The sequence below is a fragment of the Bacillus halotolerans genome (genome assembly GCF_001517105.1).
Taxonomy (GTDB): Bacteria; Bacillota; Bacilli; order Bacillales; family Bacillaceae; genus Bacillus; species Bacillus halotolerans.
Map to the genome: position 1 here is coordinate 501369 of NZ_LPVF01000010.1, position 18999 is coordinate 520367.

At 43.1% G+C, this 18999-nt stretch carries 23 protein-coding genes and 1 pseudogene; 5 read left to right on the top strand and 19 right to left on the bottom strand.

All coding sequences use genetic code 11. The features are described 5' to 3' along the window. Positions 1-8: 8 nt before the first annotated feature. The 6 genes from pbpB to AU387_RS12905 form a co-directional block, all read right to left on the bottom strand. On the bottom strand, positions 9-2153 hold the full coding sequence (pbpB, locus tag AU387_RS12880) for a penicillin-binding protein 2B (RefSeq protein ID WP_059335838.1): 2145 nt from the start codon (positions 2151-2153) through the stop codon (positions 9-11). A gap of 5 nt (positions 2154-2158) precedes the next feature. Then, the gene (gene ftsL, locus AU387_RS12885) at positions 2159-2512 is read right to left on the bottom strand and encodes a cell division protein FtsL (protein ID WP_003232200.1); all 354 of its coding nucleotides are present in this window, start codon (positions 2510-2512) and stop codon (positions 2159-2161) included. Between the two features lie 39 nt (positions 2513-2551). Beyond that, positions 2552-3487, bottom strand: a complete 936-nt coding sequence (rsmH, locus tag AU387_RS12890; protein ID WP_059335839.1) for a 16S rRNA (cytosine(1402)-N(4))-methyltransferase RsmH — start codon at positions 3485-3487, stop codon at positions 2552-2554. A gap of 68 nt (positions 3488-3555) precedes the next feature. Beyond that, on the bottom strand, positions 3556-3987 hold the full coding sequence (gene mraZ / locus AU387_RS12895; protein ID WP_003221402.1) for a division/cell wall cluster transcriptional repressor MraZ: 432 nt from the start codon (positions 3985-3987) through the stop codon (positions 3556-3558). A gap of 125 nt (positions 3988-4112) precedes the next feature. Continuing rightward, entirely contained in the window at positions 4113-5732 is a 1620-nt protein-coding gene (gene bshC, locus AU387_RS12900; protein WP_059335840.1) for a bacillithiol biosynthesis cysteine-adding enzyme BshC, read from the bottom strand. Between the two features lie 70 nt (positions 5733-5802). Further along, a complete protein-coding gene (locus AU387_RS12905; RefSeq protein ID WP_059335841.1) occupies positions 5803-6699 on the bottom strand; it encodes a 2-dehydropantoate 2-reductase in 897 nt (298 codons plus the stop codon). A 159-nt stretch (positions 6700-6858) separates the two neighbouring features. Here AU387_RS12905 and AU387_RS12910 point away from each other — a divergent pair, with 159 nt between their 5' ends. Further along, positions 6859-7341 carry an N-acetyltransferase gene (locus AU387_RS12910; RefSeq protein WP_044155988.1) on the top strand — a complete coding sequence of 161 codons (483 nt, stop codon included), beginning with the start codon at positions 6859-6861 and terminating at the stop codon, positions 7339-7341. Between the two features lie 52 nt (positions 7342-7393). On the opposite strand, the gene gerR is transcribed toward AU387_RS12910, so the two are convergent. The 3 genes from gerR to AU387_RS12925 form a co-directional block, all read right to left on the bottom strand. Further along, positions 7394-7975 carry a sporulation-specific transcriptional regulator GerR gene (gene gerR, locus AU387_RS12915; RefSeq protein WP_044155989.1) on the bottom strand — a complete coding sequence of 194 codons (582 nt, stop codon included), beginning with the start codon at positions 7973-7975 and terminating at the stop codon, positions 7394-7396. 144 nt (positions 7976-8119) lie between these two features. Next, on the bottom strand, positions 8120-8299 hold the full coding sequence (rpmF, locus tag AU387_RS12920) for a 50S ribosomal protein L32 (protein ID WP_003154457.1): 180 nt from the start codon (positions 8297-8299) through the stop codon (positions 8120-8122). A gap of 21 nt (positions 8300-8320) precedes the next feature. Next, positions 8321-8839 carry a YceD family protein gene (locus AU387_RS12925; RefSeq protein WP_024121301.1) on the bottom strand — a complete coding sequence of 173 codons (519 nt, stop codon included), beginning with the start codon at positions 8837-8839 and terminating at the stop codon, positions 8321-8323. 27 nt (positions 8840-8866) lie between these two features. Between AU387_RS12925 and AU387_RS21825 the strand changes: the two are divergent. Further along, positions 8867-9050 (top strand): annotated as a pseudogene (locus AU387_RS21825) (hypothetical protein). Continuing rightward, positions 9047-10294 (top strand): nucleotidyltransferase, encoded by a 1248-nt coding sequence (locus AU387_RS12930; RefSeq protein ID WP_059335842.1) that lies wholly within the window; start codon positions 9047-9049, stop codon positions 10292-10294. Before AU387_RS21825 ends, AU387_RS12930 begins: the two are co-directional and overlap by 4 nt. 16 nt (positions 10295-10310) lie before the next feature. Here AU387_RS12930 and ddcP read toward each other — a convergent pair whose 3' ends face one another. Both ddcP and AU387_RS12940 read right to left on the bottom strand, forming a co-directional pair. Further along, positions 10311-11336, bottom strand: a complete 1026-nt coding sequence (gene ddcP / locus AU387_RS12935) for a protease DdcP (protein ID WP_059335843.1) — start codon at positions 11334-11336, stop codon at positions 10311-10313. Positions 11337-11340: 4 nt separating this feature from the next. Continuing rightward, positions 11341-12120 (bottom strand): patatin-like phospholipase family protein, encoded by a 780-nt coding sequence (locus AU387_RS12940; RefSeq protein WP_044156759.1) that lies wholly within the window; start codon positions 12118-12120, stop codon positions 11341-11343. A gap of 180 nt (positions 12121-12300) precedes the next feature. On the opposite strand from AU387_RS12940, the gene ylbJ reads away from it, so the two are divergent. Continuing rightward, the gene (gene ylbJ / locus AU387_RS12945) at positions 12301-13527 is read left to right on the top strand and encodes a sporulation integral membrane protein YlbJ (RefSeq protein ID WP_044155993.1); all 1227 of its coding nucleotides are present in this window, start codon (positions 12301-12303) and stop codon (positions 13525-13527) included. Positions 13528-13539: 12 nt separating this feature from the next. Here the strand turns inward: ylbJ and coaD are convergent, their stop codons facing one another. The 8 genes from coaD to AU387_RS12985 form a co-directional block, all read right to left on the bottom strand. Then, positions 13540-14025 (bottom strand): pantetheine-phosphate adenylyltransferase, encoded by a 486-nt coding sequence (gene coaD / locus AU387_RS12950; protein WP_044155995.1) that lies wholly within the window; start codon positions 14023-14025, stop codon positions 13540-13542. Position 14026: 1 nt separating this feature from the next. Then, the gene (rsmD, locus tag AU387_RS12955) at positions 14027-14584 is read right to left on the bottom strand and encodes a 16S rRNA (guanine(966)-N(2))-methyltransferase RsmD (RefSeq protein ID WP_024121294.1); all 558 of its coding nucleotides are present in this window, start codon (positions 14582-14584) and stop codon (positions 14027-14029) included. A 323-nt stretch (positions 14585-14907) separates the two neighbouring features. Continuing rightward, positions 14908-15180: a YlbG family protein gene (locus AU387_RS12960; RefSeq protein ID WP_024121293.1), complete on the bottom strand. Its 273-nt coding sequence runs from the start codon at positions 15178-15180 to the stop codon at positions 14908-14910. 54 nt (positions 15181-15234) lie between these two features. Next, the gene (gene ricF / locus AU387_RS12965; protein ID WP_010334140.1) at positions 15235-15684 is read right to left on the bottom strand and encodes a regulatory iron-sulfur-containing complex subunit RicF; all 450 of its coding nucleotides are present in this window, start codon (positions 15682-15684) and stop codon (positions 15235-15237) included. A gap of 127 nt (positions 15685-15811) precedes the next feature. Then, positions 15812-16051: a YlbE-like family protein gene (locus AU387_RS12970; RefSeq protein WP_024121292.1), complete on the bottom strand. Its 240-nt coding sequence runs from the start codon at positions 16049-16051 to the stop codon at positions 15812-15814. A 15-nt stretch (positions 16052-16066) separates the two neighbouring features. Next, positions 16067-16465, bottom strand: coding sequence for a YlbD family protein (gene ylbD, locus AU387_RS12975; protein ID WP_059335844.1), 399 nt, complete (start codon positions 16463-16465; stop codon positions 16067-16069). Positions 16466-16894: 429 nt separating this feature from the next. Continuing rightward, entirely contained in the window at positions 16895-17932 is a 1038-nt protein-coding gene (locus AU387_RS12980) for a CAP domain-containing protein (protein WP_024121290.1), read from the bottom strand. 85 nt (positions 17933-18017) lie between these two features. Then, on the bottom strand, positions 18018-18464 hold the full coding sequence (locus tag AU387_RS12985; RefSeq protein WP_059335845.1) for a CBS domain-containing protein: 447 nt from the start codon (positions 18462-18464) through the stop codon (positions 18018-18020). A 139-nt stretch (positions 18465-18603) separates the two neighbouring features. On the opposite strand from AU387_RS12985, the gene AU387_RS12990 reads away from it, so the two are divergent. Continuing rightward, the gene (locus tag AU387_RS12990) at positions 18604-18966 is read left to right on the top strand and encodes a YugN family protein (RefSeq protein ID WP_081638298.1); all 363 of its coding nucleotides are present in this window, start codon (positions 18604-18606) and stop codon (positions 18964-18966) included. Positions 18967-18999 lie beyond the last annotated feature (33 nt).

Sequence of the window (18999 nt, forward strand, 5' to 3'; positions counted from 1 at the left end):
CTTTCTATTTAATCAGGATTCTTAAACTTCACCTTGATCACAGTACCGTCTTTTATTTCTTTGTCCTTCTTAACGCTTTGGCTCACAGCGTAACCTTGTCCGCTCACTTCAATATGAATTCCTGCCAAATCGCCGTATTGAAGAACCTCTCTTCTCGACCAGCCTGTCATATCAGGCATCTTGATTTTGCCCCCCGTTTTCAGGAAGACCTTCTGATTGGTCAAAACTTCCTCACCCGCTTTTGGATATTGCTCTTTTACCGCAATATCACTTCCGATCACAATCGGTGTGAGGTTTTCGGCTTTCGCTTTCTTTTGAGCACCTGTTACAGTTTGATCTGTTAATTCAGGCATCGCCTGCGCTTTCGTTTCTTCCTTATTTGAATCAGACGTTTCAGTCGGTTCAATGTTCAGGTAGTGCAGGCTGTTTTTCATTGTTGGGTTGAAGATTTCTGATACTGGATTAGAACCTGTTTCATCATTTTCTAATTGCGGCTGCTGCACTGCAACATAGATCAGCAGCTCAGGATCATCTTTAGGCGCCATTCCCATGACAGAAAATACGTAATTATCGCGTCCAGACAGATAACCGTTTTGTCCGGCAATTTGCGCTGTTCCGGTTTTAACAGCCACATCAAAACCTTCAATTTTATATGGCTGTCCAGTACCGATATCAGATGTAACGACATCACCTAAAATATTACGAACCTTTTTAGCGGTATCCGCAGAAATTGGGGTACCGGCGGACTGAGGTTTATTTTGATAAATGGTTTTTTTCTTGTCAGGATCAACAATATGGTCTATGACATAGGGTTTCATCATTTTACCGTCATTTGCTATTGCAGTTGCAGCCTGCAGCTGTTGAATTGGTGTAACAGCAGAGGCTTGGCCATATGCAGTCGATGCTTTGTCAAATTCATATTTAAAATTCATTTTACTTGATACTTCACCTGGCAAGTCAATACCTGTTTTTTGATAGAAATTGAACTTATGAAGATACTCATTAAACCGGGAATAGCCCAATTTTTCATTAGTCAGTTTGGCAAAAGCAACATTTGAAGACCTTACAACACCGTCATGATATGTTGTTGGCCCCCACCCTACACCATCATTGTGGTCCCTTACAGGTTCTCCCCCAACTATATATGTTCCGGACTTGTACTTTTCATTGCCGTTATACACATTCTCCTGTATCGCAGCTGCAAGTGTAAAGATTTTCATTGTCGACCCGGGCTCATACGCATATGAAATCAAATCGTTATAATAATTCGTCACATCGCGCGTATTCGGGTCAAAGCTTGGACGCTGCCCCATGGCTAGCACTTTTCCCGTCTTCGGATCAACAACTGCGGCCATGATTTTTTTCGGTTTATACTTTTCCGCCACTTTTGTCATACTGTCTTCTAAAAAGGTTTGAATTTTCTGGTCAATGGTTAAATATACATTGTCACCATTTTTTGGCGCTGTAATTTTATTTTTGCTGTTCGGGAGCTCCCAGCCGGATTTGTCACTTTCATATGTTACGTATCCGTCCCGCTCCTTCAAATACTGATCCAGCACTTTTTCTAAGCCCATCGCGCCCGTAATTTCATTTGTTTTTTGGTCAACCTCGGCATAGCCGATTAAGTTGGACGCAAATATGCCGTTCGGATAGTACCGCTTTGTATCACGCAAAAATGAAATTCCCGGAAGTTTCAGCTTTTCGATTTTCTGTTTTTGGGAATAGGTAATATCCCGGCCTGCGGATCCGAACTCAACTTGTTTTGCACCCTTCTTATTTAAGATATCAAGGATTTCAGCCTTGTCCAAATCTATCACTTTAGACAGTTCTTCCGCTGTTTTTTCCTTGTTCTTGACATGCTGCGGATGCTTTTTGTCAGTTGTCATTTTTTCATCAAGAACAGCGATCAGCTTATACGTAGCTGTATCCTCAGCAATCACTTTTCCATTTCTGTCTAAAATGGAGCCCCGGCTCGCTTCGATTGTCCGTTTCTTTTCATGCTGCTCTGTCGCTTTTGTCGCAAGCACTTCACCGTCGGCTTTTCCGGTTATTTGAATATATGCCATTCTCCCAAGGATGACAAAGAAAAAGAGAGCGAAACAAATACTTAGAATCGCCGCTCCTCTGTTCATAAATTTATTCTTTTTTGGCATTTGAATCATTCCTGTATGTTTTTCACTTTTTTATCTTTTAAATTCAAGCCGTTCTTTTTCGCAATATCCATAATGCGCTGCGGCTTGCTTAAATCAGCAACGCTTTTTTCGAGGTCACCAATCTGCTTGTTTTCGGACGAAATTTGCTCCTCAAGCTTTTGCACCTCTATATTTGTTTGGTAAGCCGCATATGCCTTCGATACGATCAAAAGCGATACGCTCAGCACTGCCGCAGCGAAGAGGACGAGAAGCACCTTTTCTCCGAGTGTAATGGAAGCCCTTTTCTTGACAATCACTTTTTTCTCAGGACTGATCGCATGCCGTTGCTGTTTCTCTGGTTGATAAGCTAAATTGCTCATAGGCTGATGACCTCCTTTTAAGTTTGCGTTCGCGTATTGTTATTTTCTTTTTTCAGCAATTCGAAGCTTCGCAGAACGAGCACGATTGTTTTCTGCCAACTCTTCTTCAGATGCCGTGATCGGTTTTCTTGTGATAAGCTTGAGCTCCGGTTCAAACTCTTCCGGTATAACAGGAAGACCCGGAGGAAGTTCCGGAAGTGACGACTTCTCTTTAAACGTAGATTTACAAATTCTGTCCTCAAGTGAGTGGAAGGTAATCACTGATACCCTGCCCCCCGGCTTTAACACGTCAATCGCTTGCTCCAAAGCCTCTTCAAAAACCTTCAGTTCATCGTTCACAGCAATTCTGATTGCCTGAAACACGCGTTTTGCGGGATGTCCTCCGCTCCTTCTGGCCGGAGCGGGAATCGCGTCTTTTATTAGATCGACCAGTTGGCCCGTAGTTTGAATAGGAGATTTGCTTCTTGCCTCCTCAATTTTTCTGGCGATCTGTTTGCTGAACTTCTCTTCACCGTATTTAAAGAAAATACGGACAAGATCCTCATAGCGCCACTCATTTACGACCTCTTTCGCCGTAAGCGTGGCCGACTGGTCCATCCTCATGTCCAAAGGTGCGTCATGATGGTAACTGAATCCTCTTTCCGGTGTATCCAGCTGCGGGGAAGACACCCCTAAATCAAATAAAATACCGTCTACTTCAGTAATGCCGTGTTCATGTAAACATTCTTTTAAATACCTAAAGTTGCTTTTAATCAGAATAAGCTGTCCTTGATAATCGGACAACGCTTTTTCCGCATGCTGTAATGCCGTGTCATCTTGGTCAAAAGCGATTAAACGCCCTTTCTCTGATAACTGCTGTAATAAATATGTACTGTGCCCAGCTCCGCCGAGTGTGCAGTCTACATATGTACCGTCCGGTTTAATATTTAGGCCGTCAACGGTTTCACGAAGAAGTACTGTCTTGTGTTGAAACATTTGTGTTGGTCCCACCTTTTATCAGGATGAATTGAAATTGTTTTTAGAGTGTTATACACGAAGATTCATTATATATCAAACCCAATCATGTTTTCAGCAATTTCAGCGAATGAATCTTCTTGCTCTTCTGTGTATTGTTCCCAAATTACTTTACTCCACAATTCAATTCGATTCGAAACCCCGATAACAACACATTCTTTTTCCAGTTTAGCGTAATTCAATAGAGATGATGCGATATTCACCCTGCCCTGCTTGTCCAGTTCGCATTCTGTCGCACCTGAAAAGAAAAAACGGGTAAATGCGCGGGCATCTTTTTTTGTGAGAGGAAGAGCTTTTAATTTTTCTTCAATCTGTTTCCACTCGTGCATAGGGTAACCGAAGAGACATTGATCAAGTCCTCTTGTCAGCACAAACTGCTCACCGAGGCCTTCTCTGAATTTAGCGGGTACGATCATGCGGCCTTTCGCATCGATTGTATGCTGGTATTCACCCATAAACATGATCTTTTGCCCCACTTTCTCTCCTTAACTCACCACTATCCACCACTTCTCTCCACAACTTCATTTTACACTGTTTATACATAAAAAAAAACCCTGAACTATTCAGGGTTCTTTAAAACTTTATTTCAAAGTTTGACAACTTGATGTTGATTTTGAAAAGAAAATGGCAGATTCTTGAATGATGTGAAGAATTTTGGACCGTACCTGTTTAAATAATACATGATATTCCAAATTCGCTCTTGCGGTGCGAGCAATGGTTTAATGCTATTTTGGATTCTCTCATAATCCCTTAAGACATAGCCTTCTTTTTCTTCAATTCGTTTTGTCACTGTACGCTCTAAAAACTGAAGCTGATCCTGAATAAACGCCGCGTTCTTCAAGAGCAAAGGCTCCATGCTCTGATCAACCTTAAGCGCCTCCTGCCGGACGGTTTTATGAATCGCTTCAATCTGGTTTTTCGCTTGCTCAATCACCGCGGTAAACTCTTCCGGAATCTGGTGTTCAAAGTATTTTTCTTTTTGGTTTTCCGTCCCGCCTTCTATCGCCTCTTGTAATGATATCTTTCGTTCAGCCAGTTTTTTCTCAATATGGCGCTCGACTATCGTGATGTTCAGCCTCGGCATAACAGGAGGCATTTTAAAGCCCATCACTGCAAAAGCCTGTTTAAGCTCACCCCAATAGTTGATTTCACCGGGGCCCGCGATAAATGCCAAGGTAGGAATCAAAAATTCCTGCATTAACGGTCTGGTTACAACATTATTGCTGAAGCGTTCAGGTTGTTCTTCTATATGCGTATAAAGTTCATCCATCGACCATGCCAGATCAAGCTCCTTAATCACAAAGCGGCCGTTGTCCTTCTCAATTAAAAAGCGTTCCTCTTCATATTCATAAAACAGATGTGCCTGCTCTTTTCCAGACTCGATAATCGGCTTGTAGCCCGCTTCGCGCATGAAGTCCTGCTGTTTAGAAACAGCGTGTGCAAGTTCATCATTGTCACGGAGGATCTTTTGGAACATGGCGGTTTCCAGCTTTTTAATTCCCGGGTCTCCGGAATTTAACAATACTAAGCCTTCCTCTTGAAACAGATCCGCAATCAGCTGTTCAAAGAAATCAGTAAACGTAACAGATTCCCTTAAACATCGTTTCACATGTTCTAGAAGTGTGTTCGTATGGTCTGTTTCTTCAAAAGCCGCAAACACATCGTCTATCCATGCGGCGCATTTGTCTTGGTCAAGCGGTGTGTTGGCGGCAGATGACTTTTTCCAGTAAGACTGCGGAAGCTTTTTTTTCACCGGACCGCTTTCTTCTAACGTGTGGACAAAATTAATTTCATCCAAATCATGGTCTTCTCCGGCAACCCAAAAGATCGGTACAACAGGCACTTGCAGCTGTTCTTCCTTTTCCTTTGCTAAAACAATAATTGAGATGATTTTATGTATAGTGTAAAGCGGTCCTGTTAAAAGCCCTGCCTGCTGTCCGCCGACAACAGCAACACTTGACGGATCCTTCAGCTTCTCAATAGAATGCTGCATGGCGCTTGAGCCGAATTTGTTGTGATAAGAGGATAAATAGGCTGTCAATTCCTCTCTTGCGAAAACCCGCGAGGATAAATCTTTCAGTCTTTCTTGCCACATATCCTTATGATGAATGCTGTAATCAAAAAAAGAAGACATTTCTTCTTTACCATCTATATAGTGCTGTACAAACACATTCTGATTTTTGATGGAAAGTTCAGTTAGCTGCATCTTCTAGAACTTCCTTTCTCCAATAAATAGTTAGTTATCCGAAATGAGTATAGCATGTTACCAGAAAAGCTCAAAAGACTTTGTTTGGGTTTCGCTCCAAAGCTTTGATGCTGCCATGTAAAAACGCAAGGTGAACAGCGTCGCAGCCTTGAAGCTGTGCTTCTTTCAGCAAATATCCGAGGATGGCGTCAGCCTCCGTCTGCCGTGCGGCGGTCACATCGACCAGCATGGAAGAGCGATTGTCTTTCGTTTGCTCACAAACTGCACGCACACGCTCCCAGGCCGCCTCTTCATCTTCCAGCCGCAAAATGCTGCACGCCTCTTGAAAAACGAGCTTCATATAAGAAAAATAAGCAGGCACAGTCAACAGCTCTCCATTTTTCACACGCAGCAGCGCAGTTAACGGATTGATGCAGGCGTTTACGATCAGCTTGCCCGTCAGCAGTCGATACCAATCCATCTCATAGCGAATTGGGAATTCGGAATGGTTATGCTGGAGCACCGCGTTCAGCCGATCTGGTTCAGCATGCTTGAATGCGCTCCATTTTATCGCACCAATACCTGTATGTTCAACTGCTGTATCCGATTTCCTTACAGCTCCGTGCTCAACAATCCCAACATAAACGGAATGGTCAGCCCCCCAGTCTTTAAGGCCGTGAATATGGCCCATACCGTTTTGCAAAAATAAAATATTTGTTTTTTTGATTCGTTCAAGCATCGGGAAAACAGTCCGAAGCTGATGCTGTTTCACTGTCACGACAAGAAGGTCAAAACATGAATCAATAGCTGTGCCCGCGCTGCAATGAGCATTGAACGCTTTTCCGGCTTTATAAAGCTGAATCCCTTCCGATTGAATCGCTGCGGCCTGTTCATCCCGCCTTGTCAAAACAGTCACCTCATGATCCAAAGATAAATAATAGGCACATAAAAGACCGACGGAGCCCCCGCCGATAATTCCAATTTTCATGATGTCACACCCAATTTAACATTTACGTATTATCATAGCAGAAGTATGAAAAAAATACTTCACAGAGATTTCAAAACCTTAAATTAAAGTTTAAATATTTGGATTTTTTAAATAAAGCGTTTACAATATATGTAGAGAACAACAAAGGGGGAGATTAATTTGATTAAAGTAGAACGTCTGCTCGTCAACTATAAAACGCTTGAAGAATTCAAGAAATTCAAAGAATACGGTATACAAGAACTCTCAATGCTTGAAGATCTTCAAGAAAATATCATTGAAAATAACAGCACTTCGCCTTTTTATGGGATTTATTTCGGGGATAAACTGGTAGCGCGAATGAGTCTGTATCAAGTCAATGGCAAATCAAATCCTTACTTCGACCAACACCAGGATTACTTAGAGCTTTGGAAGCTTGAGGTCCTTCCAGGTTATCAAAACAGGGGCTACGGTACAGCATTGGTTGAATTCGCCAAATCATTCAGAATGCCGATTCGAACAAATTCTCGGATTAAATCAGCAGAGTTTTTTAGTAAAATGAACTTTGAACCAGTCAAATATGACATGGCGCGGGACAAAGGGGAAAACCCGCTCATCTGGCATCCGGATATGGATGGCGAAATGACACCGGGTGAATCAGCATAGAAATGAAACAACCGGCCTTTGATGACTCTAGGGCCGGTTCATTTGAGGGTCATTACGTTTCTTGAGCTGTTTTTTTCAGTCTCCCGTCTTCCTTCGAAACAACCATTTTTCTGGCTCGATCCATAATATCGATCAGTGCCTTATAGTCCTCTTCTGTCATCTCCAGCTGGTTTCTCAATGTTTGATTTTCACTCCGTAAATCCTCAAGTTCTTTTTGCAGCGACTGAATTTGCTCCTTCATTTTTTCCTTTTCAACGTGGAATTCTTGCGCGGACGGCGCTTCTTTAAACTGCTCGAGAAACTCAATCACATCCTGAATAGACAAATCTCTTTTCCCCTCTGAAGCTGCCGGGGAAGCCTGCTTGACGGAATGCGGCATATTGACGGAATGAACCCCAATTTGTTTTCTTAGTTCTTTCCGCTGTTTTTTTGCCAGTTCTATGCCTGATTGGTATTGCTTTCTCACATAAGAGTTCCACCTGAATCCGCAGGCAGCGGCTGTTCTGGTCAGTGCCCTTCCGACCTCCTCAAAGGCAGAAAGCTGTGTTCCGCCCTCGCGAATATGACGAAGCACAACTTCTGCCAGCAGCAAATCCTCATCCTGTGTCCAAGCATCTTGTCTTGTAATGGTCAAATCAATCTCCCTCCATGTCAGCTTATTTATCTCATACATATGCCGGTAATAGATTAGATAGACTATTTGCACTCACAAATTTTCTGCAAGCTGACAGGAAGAAAAAAAGAAAAAGCGCAGGGTTTTCACCCTGCGCTTTTCTTATTAGTTACTTTTTACATTTATGTCTTTGCCGTTGTATGATCCGCATGCTTTGCATACACGGTGAGACAATTTCATCTCTCCGCATGACGGACATTCTGTCATACCAGGTACATTAAGTTTGAAATGTGTACGGCGCAATCTTTTTTTCATTTTAGAAGTTCTTCTAAAAGGTACAGCCATTATTCCCACCTCCTTAAAGAGTTAAGATTCATCATCTTGTTTTAAGAGCTTTTCAAGGGCTGCAAGTCTCGGATCGACTTTGTTCTTCTTGTCTTCCTCTGAAATGACTTGCCAGTCCTTTCCTTCTTGAGGAGCAGCTCCTTTTTCTTGTTCAGATTCACAAAAGATTTGCATAGGGATTTCTAAAAGAATTTCTTCTTTCACGATCGGAGTTAAGTCGATAGTATCGTCCTCAACAGTGTGAACGTCATCATCTTCTATATCATCCGTCTGATGAAATATAAACAGTTCTTTTGTCGAAATTGTAAATGGATACGGAACATCAACGAGTGTTCTTGAGCATGGCAAAATCATTTCGCCTGAGATCGTAAAATCAAACGAAACCTGCTTAGATTTGATATCCGCTCTGCCTTTCACCCTTACAGGAGAAATGCGGCGAATGTCAGAATTCAGCTTTGTCAGCTCATGTAACTCAACTGTCTCATCAAACTCAAAACTCGGTTTTTTCATTTGATGCAACTGATAAATCGTCCATTTCATTTGTATCACCTCAGGAAAGCAACAAACATGATTATAGCTTTTAAGAATGTTTTTGTCAATATTTTTTCTTTACAGCATAATGCTGCCAGCCAAGCATCGTTGACAGCTGAATATACTATGCATACACTTAAATCAAAAAAGACGTAAGAGTTTTCAATTGCAAATGTACCATACGTTTTTAAACATAGCAAGAAAGGCGGAAAAAATATGAAAGCTGTCGGATTGGTGGTTGAGTATAATCCCTTTCATAACGGACATCTTTATCATGCCCAAACAGCCAAGCGGCAAACCGGATGTGACACGGCTGTTGCGGTGATGAGCGGACATTTTCTGCAGCGCGGGGAGCCTGCTGTTGTATCCAAATGGGCCCGCACAAAAATGGCACTTCAAAGCGGGGTCGACCTCGTAATCGAACTGCCATATCTTTACGCGGTGCAAAAAGCGGAGATTTTTGCACACGGCAGCGTCTCCACTTTGAACAAACTGGGATGCGAGGCACTGTTTTTCGGGAGTGAGAACGGACAAATTGAGCCGTTTTTAGAAACCGCAAAGGTAATGGATGAGCATAAAGATTCGTTTGATCAATGTATCAAAGAAGAGCTTAAAAAGGGTGCCAGTTATCCATCAGCTGCTGCTATCGCCTTCAAATCCATTTTACATAGAGAAAACGGACTTGATATGTCGAAGCCGAACAATATTTTGGGGTACCATTATGTGAAATCGATTCTTTCCGGCGGATATGAAATGAAACCCTATACGACATCGAGAATCTCCTCGGATTATCATGATGCCGACCTTCCTGATGAAGACAGCCATATCGCCAGCGCAACCAGCATCAGAAAAGCCCTGATTGAAAAGTCTTTTGAAGACTGCGTTACGTTTCTTCCCGCAGCAGCTGCACGGGAATTAGCGAATTACCGCAAGTCTTTCGGGCTGTGGCATACACCAGAAAGCTATTTTTCTTACTTGAAATATAGTCTTTCGACTCTCACAGCCTTAGAATTACAGCACATATACGAGGTTGAGGAAGGGCTGGAGAACAGAATCCTCCGTTCAATCAGAAAAGCCAGCTCCTATCAGGAATTTATGGAGTTTCTGAAAACAAAGCGATATACGTGGACGAGGCTTCAGCGGATGAGTACACACATTTTAACGAGAACGAAAAAACAGGAGATTCACCGGCTGCTCAATGTCGAGGAGGTGCCTTATATCAGACTACTTGGGATGACGAAAAAAGGACAGGCCTTTTTATCAGAAAAGAAAAAGGAGCTGTCCGTTCCGCTTGTCAGCAAGCTGGCCTCCTTTTCCCACCCCGCTCTCGATCTGGATATTAAAGCAAGCAGAATCTACAGCCTTGCGATTGAAGAGCCCCTTAGAACCGAGTTTGATTTACAAGAATACGGACATGCCCCAATACGATATGACGAGGATGAACACCGTTTTTTGAGCATATAAAAAAAGCACCTGGATATTAGGTGCTTTTCGCTTTCAGCTTATTCAAATAATCAATCGCATCCTGCATCGTATCAACAGGCACGATCTTCATGTCCGAATCAATGTCTTTCGCTGTTTTTACTGCATTTTTGTAATCTGAATTACTTGCGCCGTTTTGATTCGGAGCAAAGAAAATGTCTTTGCCGGCTTTGTCTGCGGCGACGACTTTTTGATCAATGCCGCCGATCGGGCCTACTTTTCCGTCAACATCAATGGTACCGGTTCCCGCAATATCGTAGCCTTTTGTTTCGTCTGGTTTTGTCAGCTGATTATAGATTTCAAGCGACATCATTAATCCCGCTGACGGGCCGCCGATATTTTCGATTTCGAAATCAATATCAGGCTTTACCTTGACGTTTCTGTCCGTATACAGCGAAACTCCTATTCCGGCACGGCCAGGCTCATCAGGAAATTGTTTTAACGCAAGGGTGACCGTCTTTTCTTTTTCTTCTCTTTCGATTTTTAACTTTACTTTATCCCCGGCTTTTTTGCTGCTGATATAATCGATCAGCTTTTCAGCAGACTGATAGTTTTTTCCGTCCGCGTTGATGATTTTATCGCCGACTTCTATTTTCCCTTTCGCCGGCATGTTTTCGACAACTGAGCTTGCGTAGATGCCGTTAAAGGAATAGCTTACTTTTTTTCCTGCCTTTTGATATGCGGCGATGACGGCATTTTCCTGTGAGCTTTTCATCATTTGCAGCTGCCGTTTCATATATTCCTTATCTGATTCGCCTTCTTCCTTGATGCTTTCATCAGGAACAATTTCATAATAGGGGTGCATTTTAGCCCATGCGTATGTAAATGGATTAGCCGGTCCCACTTTGACAGTCATTAAGGACAGACTCCCTGTTTCCGAGTAGCCCCCCTCCACTTTTATCAGTGAGCCGAGCTCTGTCGCTTCTCCCGGTTTTGTAATATAGTATGGCAGTTTTATAAATGATACAACGGCAATCAGTATGAGGATGACAAGCATCCAGCTGAAATGTTTTTTACGTAGCAAATTATTAGCCCTCCCAATTCTCTATTTCTTTTTTTATCTGGCTGATCATTCGGTTTGTTGCCTCCTCGCCTGCCGATATCATTTCATCAATATTGGCAAACGAGCTGGAGCTGTATGTTTCAAGAGAAGGGCGAATCATGATATCAGCGGCAATCGTTTGATGTCGCACCAATTCATTTTGCAGTATATCCATACTTTGCATGATTACATCAAAAATATGCGCCGCCTTTTCGGTTTTCCGAACCCTGGAGACATCTGAAGCGATGATAATGTCAGCCCCCATATCTTTTACAACAGAAACCGGAATACGGTCGACCACCGCGCCGTCTACGAGAAGCCGTCCGTCCAGCTTCTGCGGAATAAAAATGCCTGGTATGCTGATGCTTGCCCGAACCGCATCTGACACTGATCCTTTGCGGAAAACAATCTTTTCTCCTGTCTGCAGATCACACGCGACAATTCCAAGAGGGATTTTGAGTTCCTCAATCGGTTTGCCGAATGTATAAGCATGCACGAGCTGCCTGACACGGTCACCTCTCAAAAAACCGAGTTTCGGTACCGTATAATCAGCATAGATCCGCCGTTTGAAAGCCTTGGCGACTTTTTTCATCGTTTCCACGTCATGCCCCGCGGCATAGAAGCTGCCGACCAAAGCGCCCATACTGCTCCCCGCAATCATATCCACATCAATTTGGTGCTTATGTAAACTGGAAAGCACGCCGAGATGAGCAAGTCCTCTGGCGCCTCCCGATCCTAACGCTAACCCGATTTTAGGTTTGGCCAACATATTAACCTCCTGCCCGAATTCCCTGTATACGGAATTCTATGGTCTAAACTGAACCCCTATGCTCGTATATTAGTACAAAGGGTCAAGAGGACAGGTACTGCTTGGCCGTTTCGAGTCATACCATATTTTATCATGATATACATGTCATTGTGCATTTTTAGCGTCGGGGAGGTAAGAATGAACTTGTCGAAAATTCATACACTTTTGATTGCTGCGTTTTTTATTTTTTTAACAGCGACTGTCATCTCACATCCGCAGGCCTCATTCGAAGCCTCTAAAACCGGGCTGTCCATGTGGTGGGAGGTCGTATTTCCGTCTTTGCTGCCGTTTTTCATACTGTCTGAGCTATTAATCGGCTTTGGTATTGTAAGGTTTGTCGGTGTTCTGCTTGAGCCTTTTATGCGCCCTATTTTCCGCGTGCCGGGTGTCGGCGGCTTCGTTCTGGCCATGGGCATGGCATCAGGGAACCCCGCGGGCGCAAAACTGACGGCAAGGCTGCGGCAGGAAAAACAGATTTCAAGAGTAGAAGCAGAACGGCTTGCTTCCTTCACCAATTCATCCAACCCGCTCTTTATTTTTGGAGCTGTCGCCGTCGGCTTTTTTCAGAATGCGTCATTAGGTATTTTATTAGCATCTGCACACTATTTGGGTAATTTGGCTGTCGGTTTAACGATGCGCTCCTACGGGCGTAAAGAAGAGCGCCAGCTCATGAGAAATAAAACCATATCTTTGCCTTCTATCAAAGATGCTTTACATGCGCTTCACACCGCAAGGCTTGCGGAAAAACGGCCTTTAGGAAAAATTTTGGGCGACGCTGTAACCTCATCCGTTCAAACGCTTCTAATGGTAGGCGGCTTTATTATTTTGTTTTCTGTCTTTAATCGTTTGTTATCCGTCGTACAGCTGACCGATATTCTCTCTATTGTTACAAAAGGCGCACTGACCTTGTTTCAGCTTCCCGCTCAATTGGACATTCCTCTATTATCAGGAATGTTTGAAATCACATTAGGAAGCAAGCTTGTCAGCGAGACAGATGTCTCCCTTTTGCAAAAAGCTGTTGTTGTCAGCTTTATCCTCGGATTCAGCGGCTTTTCCGTTCAGGCTCAGGTGGCAGGCATTTTATCAGAGACGGACATCAGATTTAAACCATTCTTTATTGCGCGTGTGCTGCAAGGCATTTATGCCGCCGTTTTTGTCATTCTGTTATGGAAACCTCTTTACACCGCGTGGAATGACCATGATCAGTACGTTTTTAAATCTCTAGATACAGGTGAGCTGCCGACAGCTCTTATCAGCGGATGGAATCTGCTTGTGGAGATTGGCCCTGCTGTCACGTTATGTGCACTGTTTACGTACATTTTCATTTTTTCTTACAGACTGACAAACGGTACAAAAAAAGGATGAGCTTAAAAACACTCATCCTTGCCTGAATTTTTTCTGAAGCGCCTTCTCGACTTCCGGCGGTACAAATTCTGACACCGCACCTTTATACTTTGCCACTTCTTTTACTATGCTTGAGCTTAAGAAAGAATATTGGTTATTTGTCATCATAAAAAAGGTTTCAATTGATTCATCAAGCACGCGGTTTACGGATGTTCCCTGCATCTCGTACTCAAAATCAGACACCGCTCTCAAGCCTCTTAAAATGGCTTTTGCATTTTTTCTTTTTGCATAATCAATTAACAGCCCTTGTGACGTTTCAACTGTTATGTTCGGAATGTCTTTTGTCACTTCTCTCAAAAGCTCACAGCGTTCTTCTACACTGAATAACGGCTTTTTTGAAGAATTGTTCAACACACACACATACACTTGATCAAATATATTAGCCCCCCGTTTAATGATATCCAGATGCCCGTAGGTCACCGGATCAAAACTGCCGGGACAGACAGCTATACTCGTCACATCACAACCCCCTCTTTTTATAGATCGCCACCCCTGTCAGGCCGTAGGTTTCTTTTCTTGTTATCACTAGATCACCTACTGCTTCGGGAAGCTCGACGTCTTTGTCATGCTCTGCGACGATAAAGCCGCCATCCTCCAGCATTTGTTGTTCGTCTATCACACTTAAGAGCGCCTTCAGTTTTTGTTCCTTATACGGAGGATCAAGAAAAATCCCGTGAAAGCCCGCTTCTCTTTTCGCAGCTGCGTGCAAAGCACGTTCCGCATCATTACGGTACACATCTGCATATGCTGTAAGCTCTAATGTTTTCAAGTTCGATTTCACCGTTTGAATCGCTTTAAAATCACGGTCAACAAATACACAATGGTCAAACCCTCGTGAAAGCGCTTCAATACCAAGACCTCCGCTTCCTGCGAATAAGTCAAGCCCCCTGCCCCCATCAAAATAAGGGCCAATCATATTGAAAATGGATTCCTTCACTTTATCGGTTGTCGGTCTCGTTGATGTTCCCGGCACTGCCTTAAGTGAACGGCCTTTTTTTGATCCAGAAATTACTCTCATGTTCCACACCACTTTTTCTAAAAGCTATTTTGTTTCCTTGTTCGGCCGGACGCCGTTATGTATAAGAAAAAAACCAATCCTATCTTATCATAAAGCATTCTTTCAAACAATGAGCGCTAATCTTCATATACAAGTGTATAAGCGGAATGATCATTGTCCATACTATAAGCAACAGCATCCAGAGGATGTTGTTGCCAACCGCGGAGAAGACTTACGTTTCCCCATAAGTTCTTCCTCCGGTTTCTCCTCTCCCTTTGCCTTCTCCTTAACTTGTTAAGGAATAGAAGGACCCCGCAGAAACCTGCGGGGATTTTTTTATACAGCTATATTCCGATTTTATAATCATATTCTTTTGCTTTATCAAGCTTTGATTCAAACTCCAATTTTAAAAACGGTTTATATGAAGGCTCAACTTTCTTAACAAAAGAATAAGATGAGATCTTGTCCATTGTTTTTTCAATTTGGCCCATATCACAATACAGCACGACATATTTTAAGCGTTTTGACACATAATGCACATTTCCGAACTTTCTCAGCATTTTGCTTTGCTTTAAAGAATGAAGATACACAATCATGCCTTGGCGTCTATTCTCCAATACATTCACCTGCCTGATTTCTCTTATATGTAAAAGACGAGACGGCCAGTCTCGTCATGACACTTTGCATCCGCAGCCGCCGCCTGATCCGCAGCCGCCTCCGCATGAAGACAAACCGTCAAAATAAGGATTCCCAGTCGGAACTTTAATATGCTCTGATACAGCTGTCCCAATTTCAACGCTGATTTCATCAAGAATAGACTGCAGTTCCGTCTCCGCTTTTTTGAAGTCGGCCACCTTATCGTTCAGGTCGAGCTCCCGTTTGATCTCCCTCATTTTCCGGGATATTTCTCTATAGTCAGGATGATATTTGCCAAAACGCTGCACATCCTCATATTGCTCTTTTATTTTGATAAAAGAACGAATAATCCGCCCTGCCTCTTCATCTTCCTGGAGACGCTTGTAACAATTGCGGTAGTTCTCAGCCGTCTCCGACTGCAGAATCATCTCGGCAAGCTGCTGAGCTTCACTTTGAAGCCGCACGGATTCCATCGTCGCATACATAGCACGCACCTCCAGTTGTTAGTTTACCATGAAACCAGCCAATTGGAAAATGCTTAGCCGCCCTTAAAAATAGACTTATAAAAGCCTCCCTAGTTTACACAATGAAAAAGACCCTTTTTCGGGTCTTTTAATCTTTTGTCCGCATTGCCTGGAACATTTGCATCATCATTTGCGCCATTTGAATCCCGTTCGTAAATTGATTCACCCGATGCGGAATGGTTTTTTCGTAAAAATTCATCATCTCAAGCTGAAATGAAGCCAGATCATCCGGCTTTCTCGCCAGCCTCCGGTACCATATCGGCTGTTCTCTTAAGAATCGTTTTCGTTCTTTATCTGCTAAAATAAATTCCTGAACGTCTTTGCGCATATAAGCTCTCCTTTATTAATCCTTCCGAAAAGAAAAAGGATGCTGTCCGGGCCCTGGCTGAGATTGCTTCTGTCCGCTTCCGGAAAATGTGTTGAGAAGGCTTTGCAACGATGAGATCGACTGGCTCATTTTATTGATCTGTTCATTCATTTGATTGACATCCATCTTTTTCACAGCTGTAACCATTTTAGAAACAAAATCATTTTTTTCTGATGTTTCGGGTACCGCTTCTGCGGCTTCCTCCGGTTCTCTGTACGAGTCCCAAATGGGGTCTTTCTCTCCGAAAAGGACCCAATTTTCGTACACGTCCTGCCAGCTTCTTTGTTCTTTGCGCACTTCTTTGATCAGCTTGGGATGTTTTTTAACGAATTGTTTAAAGTCATTAATTGAATGATTGGCATGTTGATTCGCCACAATCCTCACCCCCTCCGAAAAATATACCTACTACAATGTATCGGTTTGTGAGCCATTGTGTTCGCCTAATATTCATCGAAAAATCATTTTCTCGTACAACAAGAAGCGCAGATTAACAGAAGCTTCCTCCCCCGATAAAGCCGGGGCCTTAATTGTTCCTGAAATCAAGATTCCTGCCCTTTGCAAATGTTTGGGATGCCGCATTCCAAAGCCCGGCAGTACAAGATCCTTAATGGACCCCTGCCGGTCTTAAAGTCTCCTCATCAAAAAAGAGCTGGACTGATCAAGCTTCAGCTTCTTAAAGTTCATTTTTTTTGGTAATGTCACTCGCAGTACCCATTGAGAAAGCTTCGTCTGCTGCAATCGCCTTGTTCTAAAGCCTTTGCAGAAACAATAAAAAGCCGCAGGACCTGTCGTCCGCGGCTGATTTCAGCGTTTAATAAAGTTTTGAGTGTAATACTTCCGGTCTACACCAACGCCAAGGTGCGTGTAGTCTGAATGCAGAAGCGCTTTTCGATGGCCTTCACTATTCAGCCAGCCTTCTACAGCAGCCGGACCGTCCACATAATTGTACGCGATATTTTCTCCCGCTTGCTCAAAGTCGACATCCCCTTTTTCTAAGCGGTCCTTCAGCGTGCCGTATTTCTTCGATACATGGGAGAAATAGTTGTTTTCTTTCATGTCCTCACTGTGGCCAAAAGCCACTTCGGCCGTCGGCTGATCCCACTCAAGCTTAGCTAACCCATGTTTGACACGAATGACATTGGTCAAATCGAGTATTTGCTTTTCACTCGTTGATTGGATCTCTTTCCACTTATCTTCCGTAACGGTTTGCGGTTCTACTAACTCACCGCGGTACACTACCTCATAAGGTCTTTGCTTGACAAAGGTTTGCGCATCAAACGCCCTGATGCTGGATAGCTTCCCTTCAAATTTGTCCATATACAGCTGGACGTACATCTTCCCTACTTTTACAGTCGGTCTGGTGTTGATGTCCTCTTCAGAAAACTCAAACCGATAGGAATTTCCTTTATACTCTACATTTACAAACGGAGCCACCTGGGTTGTCTTAAATACTTCTCCCGTTGACTCACCGATTTTGAAGGGCTTTGCGTTAATATCATTTCCCGCCGCAAATAATGTGACCACTTTATTGTGCAGCATCCCGATTTGCACATACTGGTCTTTTCCCTGATTGTAAACCCACCATTCGTAATCATAAGCCGAGGGGTCAATACGTTCCGGTTCCCCAAGTTTTTTCTTTACATCGTCGGCGGATTTGCCCATAAAGGACAATAATCCCGAAGTCGGCATATGTATTCGTTTGCCGCTTGCCGCTTCCTCGTTAGAGACTTGAGGCTCGCTGTCATTTGATTTTTTTTCAGGAACAGCCCCATATTGAATAAACAGAACATAAGTTCCGCAAATAATCAAGAGGATAACCATGGCTCTTAATATATTTTTCAATCTATCACCCCCGTGATGTGAATTGCATGTCTTGCCTTATTTTTCATTACAATACAGCCTATTTAACATGTCAAAGATTTATGTGTTAATGCAAAAAGCCTTGCTCTCTGTTTTCGTCCTCTGAAATATCTGATAAAGCACTGCCGGCACGTTCATTTGTTTGTTCAGATAAGGATAGATCGCCAAGCGTGACAATACCAGTCAGCTTGTTGTTTTTGGTTACAGGTATGCGTCTGAGCTGATGGGATGCCATTAAATGAAGAACCTCATCAACTGGCGCGTCCTCTTCCACACTGACAGGTTTTTCAGTCATAGCGTCAGTGATTTTTTGTGAGTTCGGCCTTTTTGAGGCGATGCCTCTTAACACCAGATCACGATCAGTTACGATGCCGACCAGTGTTTCTCCATCCTCATCAACTACCGGAATGGCTCCTACATCCGCGTCTTTCATCTTTACCGCAGCTTCATATACATTATCTAATACCGTGCAATATTGCAAGTTAGCTGTCATCAGATCTTTTATTTTTGTCATCCGTAAAACCTCCTTTTATCTAGTGATATTTTCGTCAAATTTTCATTTTTGCATACTTTCAAAAGAAGAAGATTCATTGAAAGTTTAACGCTTTCATACTATGATTGTCAGGAAAGGTAATTTTTATAAGGAGGGGTCAGTGTTGAAGTTTACTGATAGCGGACTTGAAGGGGTAAAGGCTGAGCTCAGCCTCTTGGACGATTTGATGGAAAGCAAAGGACTCATCAGAGCCGGTCAATGGGATTATGAAAGAGTGACCTATGACAGAAAGTTTTCGACGATTGAGGGAACGTTTTACCTGCGGGTTCAAGGCATTGCGACAGAGGGCGATGTCGGAAGCGGCCGCGCCGTTATTCAATTAATGCCCCCTCTATTAGGAAAACACTATTACCCGCACGGAGTGGAATATGGAGAAACAGAAGAATTCCCAGTGCAGGTTGTGACCAAAAGCAAGGCACTCATCCAGGACATCTCCGACATGCTGAAAACAGTTCAAATGTAATAAAAAAGGTACAGCCGATTGCCGCTGTACCTT

Bases quoted from the DNA above. Each gene is read 5' to 3' on its own strand.
- pbpB (WP_059335838.1), bottom strand. From the start codon at position 2,153: ATGCCAAAAAAGAATAAATTTATGAACAGAGGAGCGGCGATTCTAAGT.
- ftsL (WP_003232200.1), bottom strand. From the start codon at position 2,512: ATGAGCAATTTAGCTTATCAACCAGAGAAACAGCAACGGCATGCGATC.
- rsmH (WP_059335839.1), bottom strand. From the start codon at position 3,487: ATGTTTCAACACAAGACAGTACTTCTTCGTGAAACCGTTGACGGCCTA.
- mraZ (WP_003221402.1), bottom strand. From the start codon at position 3,987: ATGTTTATGGGTGAATACCAGCATACAATCGATGCGAAAGGCCGCATG.
- bshC (WP_059335840.1), bottom strand. From the start codon at position 5,732: ATGCAGCTAACTGAACTTTCCATCAAAAATCAGAATGTGTTTGTACAG.
- AU387_RS12905 (WP_059335841.1), bottom strand. From the start codon at position 6,699: ATGAAAATTGGAATTATCGGCGGGGGCTCCGTCGGTCTTTTATGTGCC.
- rpmF (WP_003154457.1), bottom strand. From the start codon at position 8,299: ATGGCTGTACCTTTTAGAAGAACTTCTAAAATGAAAAAAAGATTGCGC.
- AU387_RS12925 (WP_024121301.1), bottom strand. From the start codon at position 8,839: ATGAAATGGACGATTTATCAGTTGCATCAAATGAAAAAACCGAGTTTT.
- AU387_RS12930 (WP_059335842.1), top strand. From the start codon at position 9,047: ATGAAAGCTGTCGGATTGGTGGTTGAGTATAATCCCTTTCATAACGGA.
- ylbJ (WP_044155993.1), top strand. From the start codon at position 12,301: ATGAACTTGTCGAAAATTCATACACTTTTGATTGCTGCGTTTTTTATT.
- rsmD (WP_024121294.1), bottom strand. From the start codon at position 14,584: ATGAGAGTAATTTCTGGATCAAAAAAAGGCCGTTCACTTAAGGCAGTG.
- ricF (WP_010334140.1), bottom strand. From the start codon at position 15,684: ATGTATGCGACGATGGAATCCGTGCGGCTTCAAAGTGAAGCTCAGCAG.
- AU387_RS12970 (WP_024121292.1), bottom strand. From the start codon at position 16,051: ATGCGCAAAGACGTTCAGGAATTTATTTTAGCAGATAAAGAACGAAAA.
- AU387_RS12985 (WP_059335845.1), bottom strand. From the start codon at position 18,464: ATGACAAAAATAAAAGATCTGATGACAGCTAACTTGCAATATTGCACG.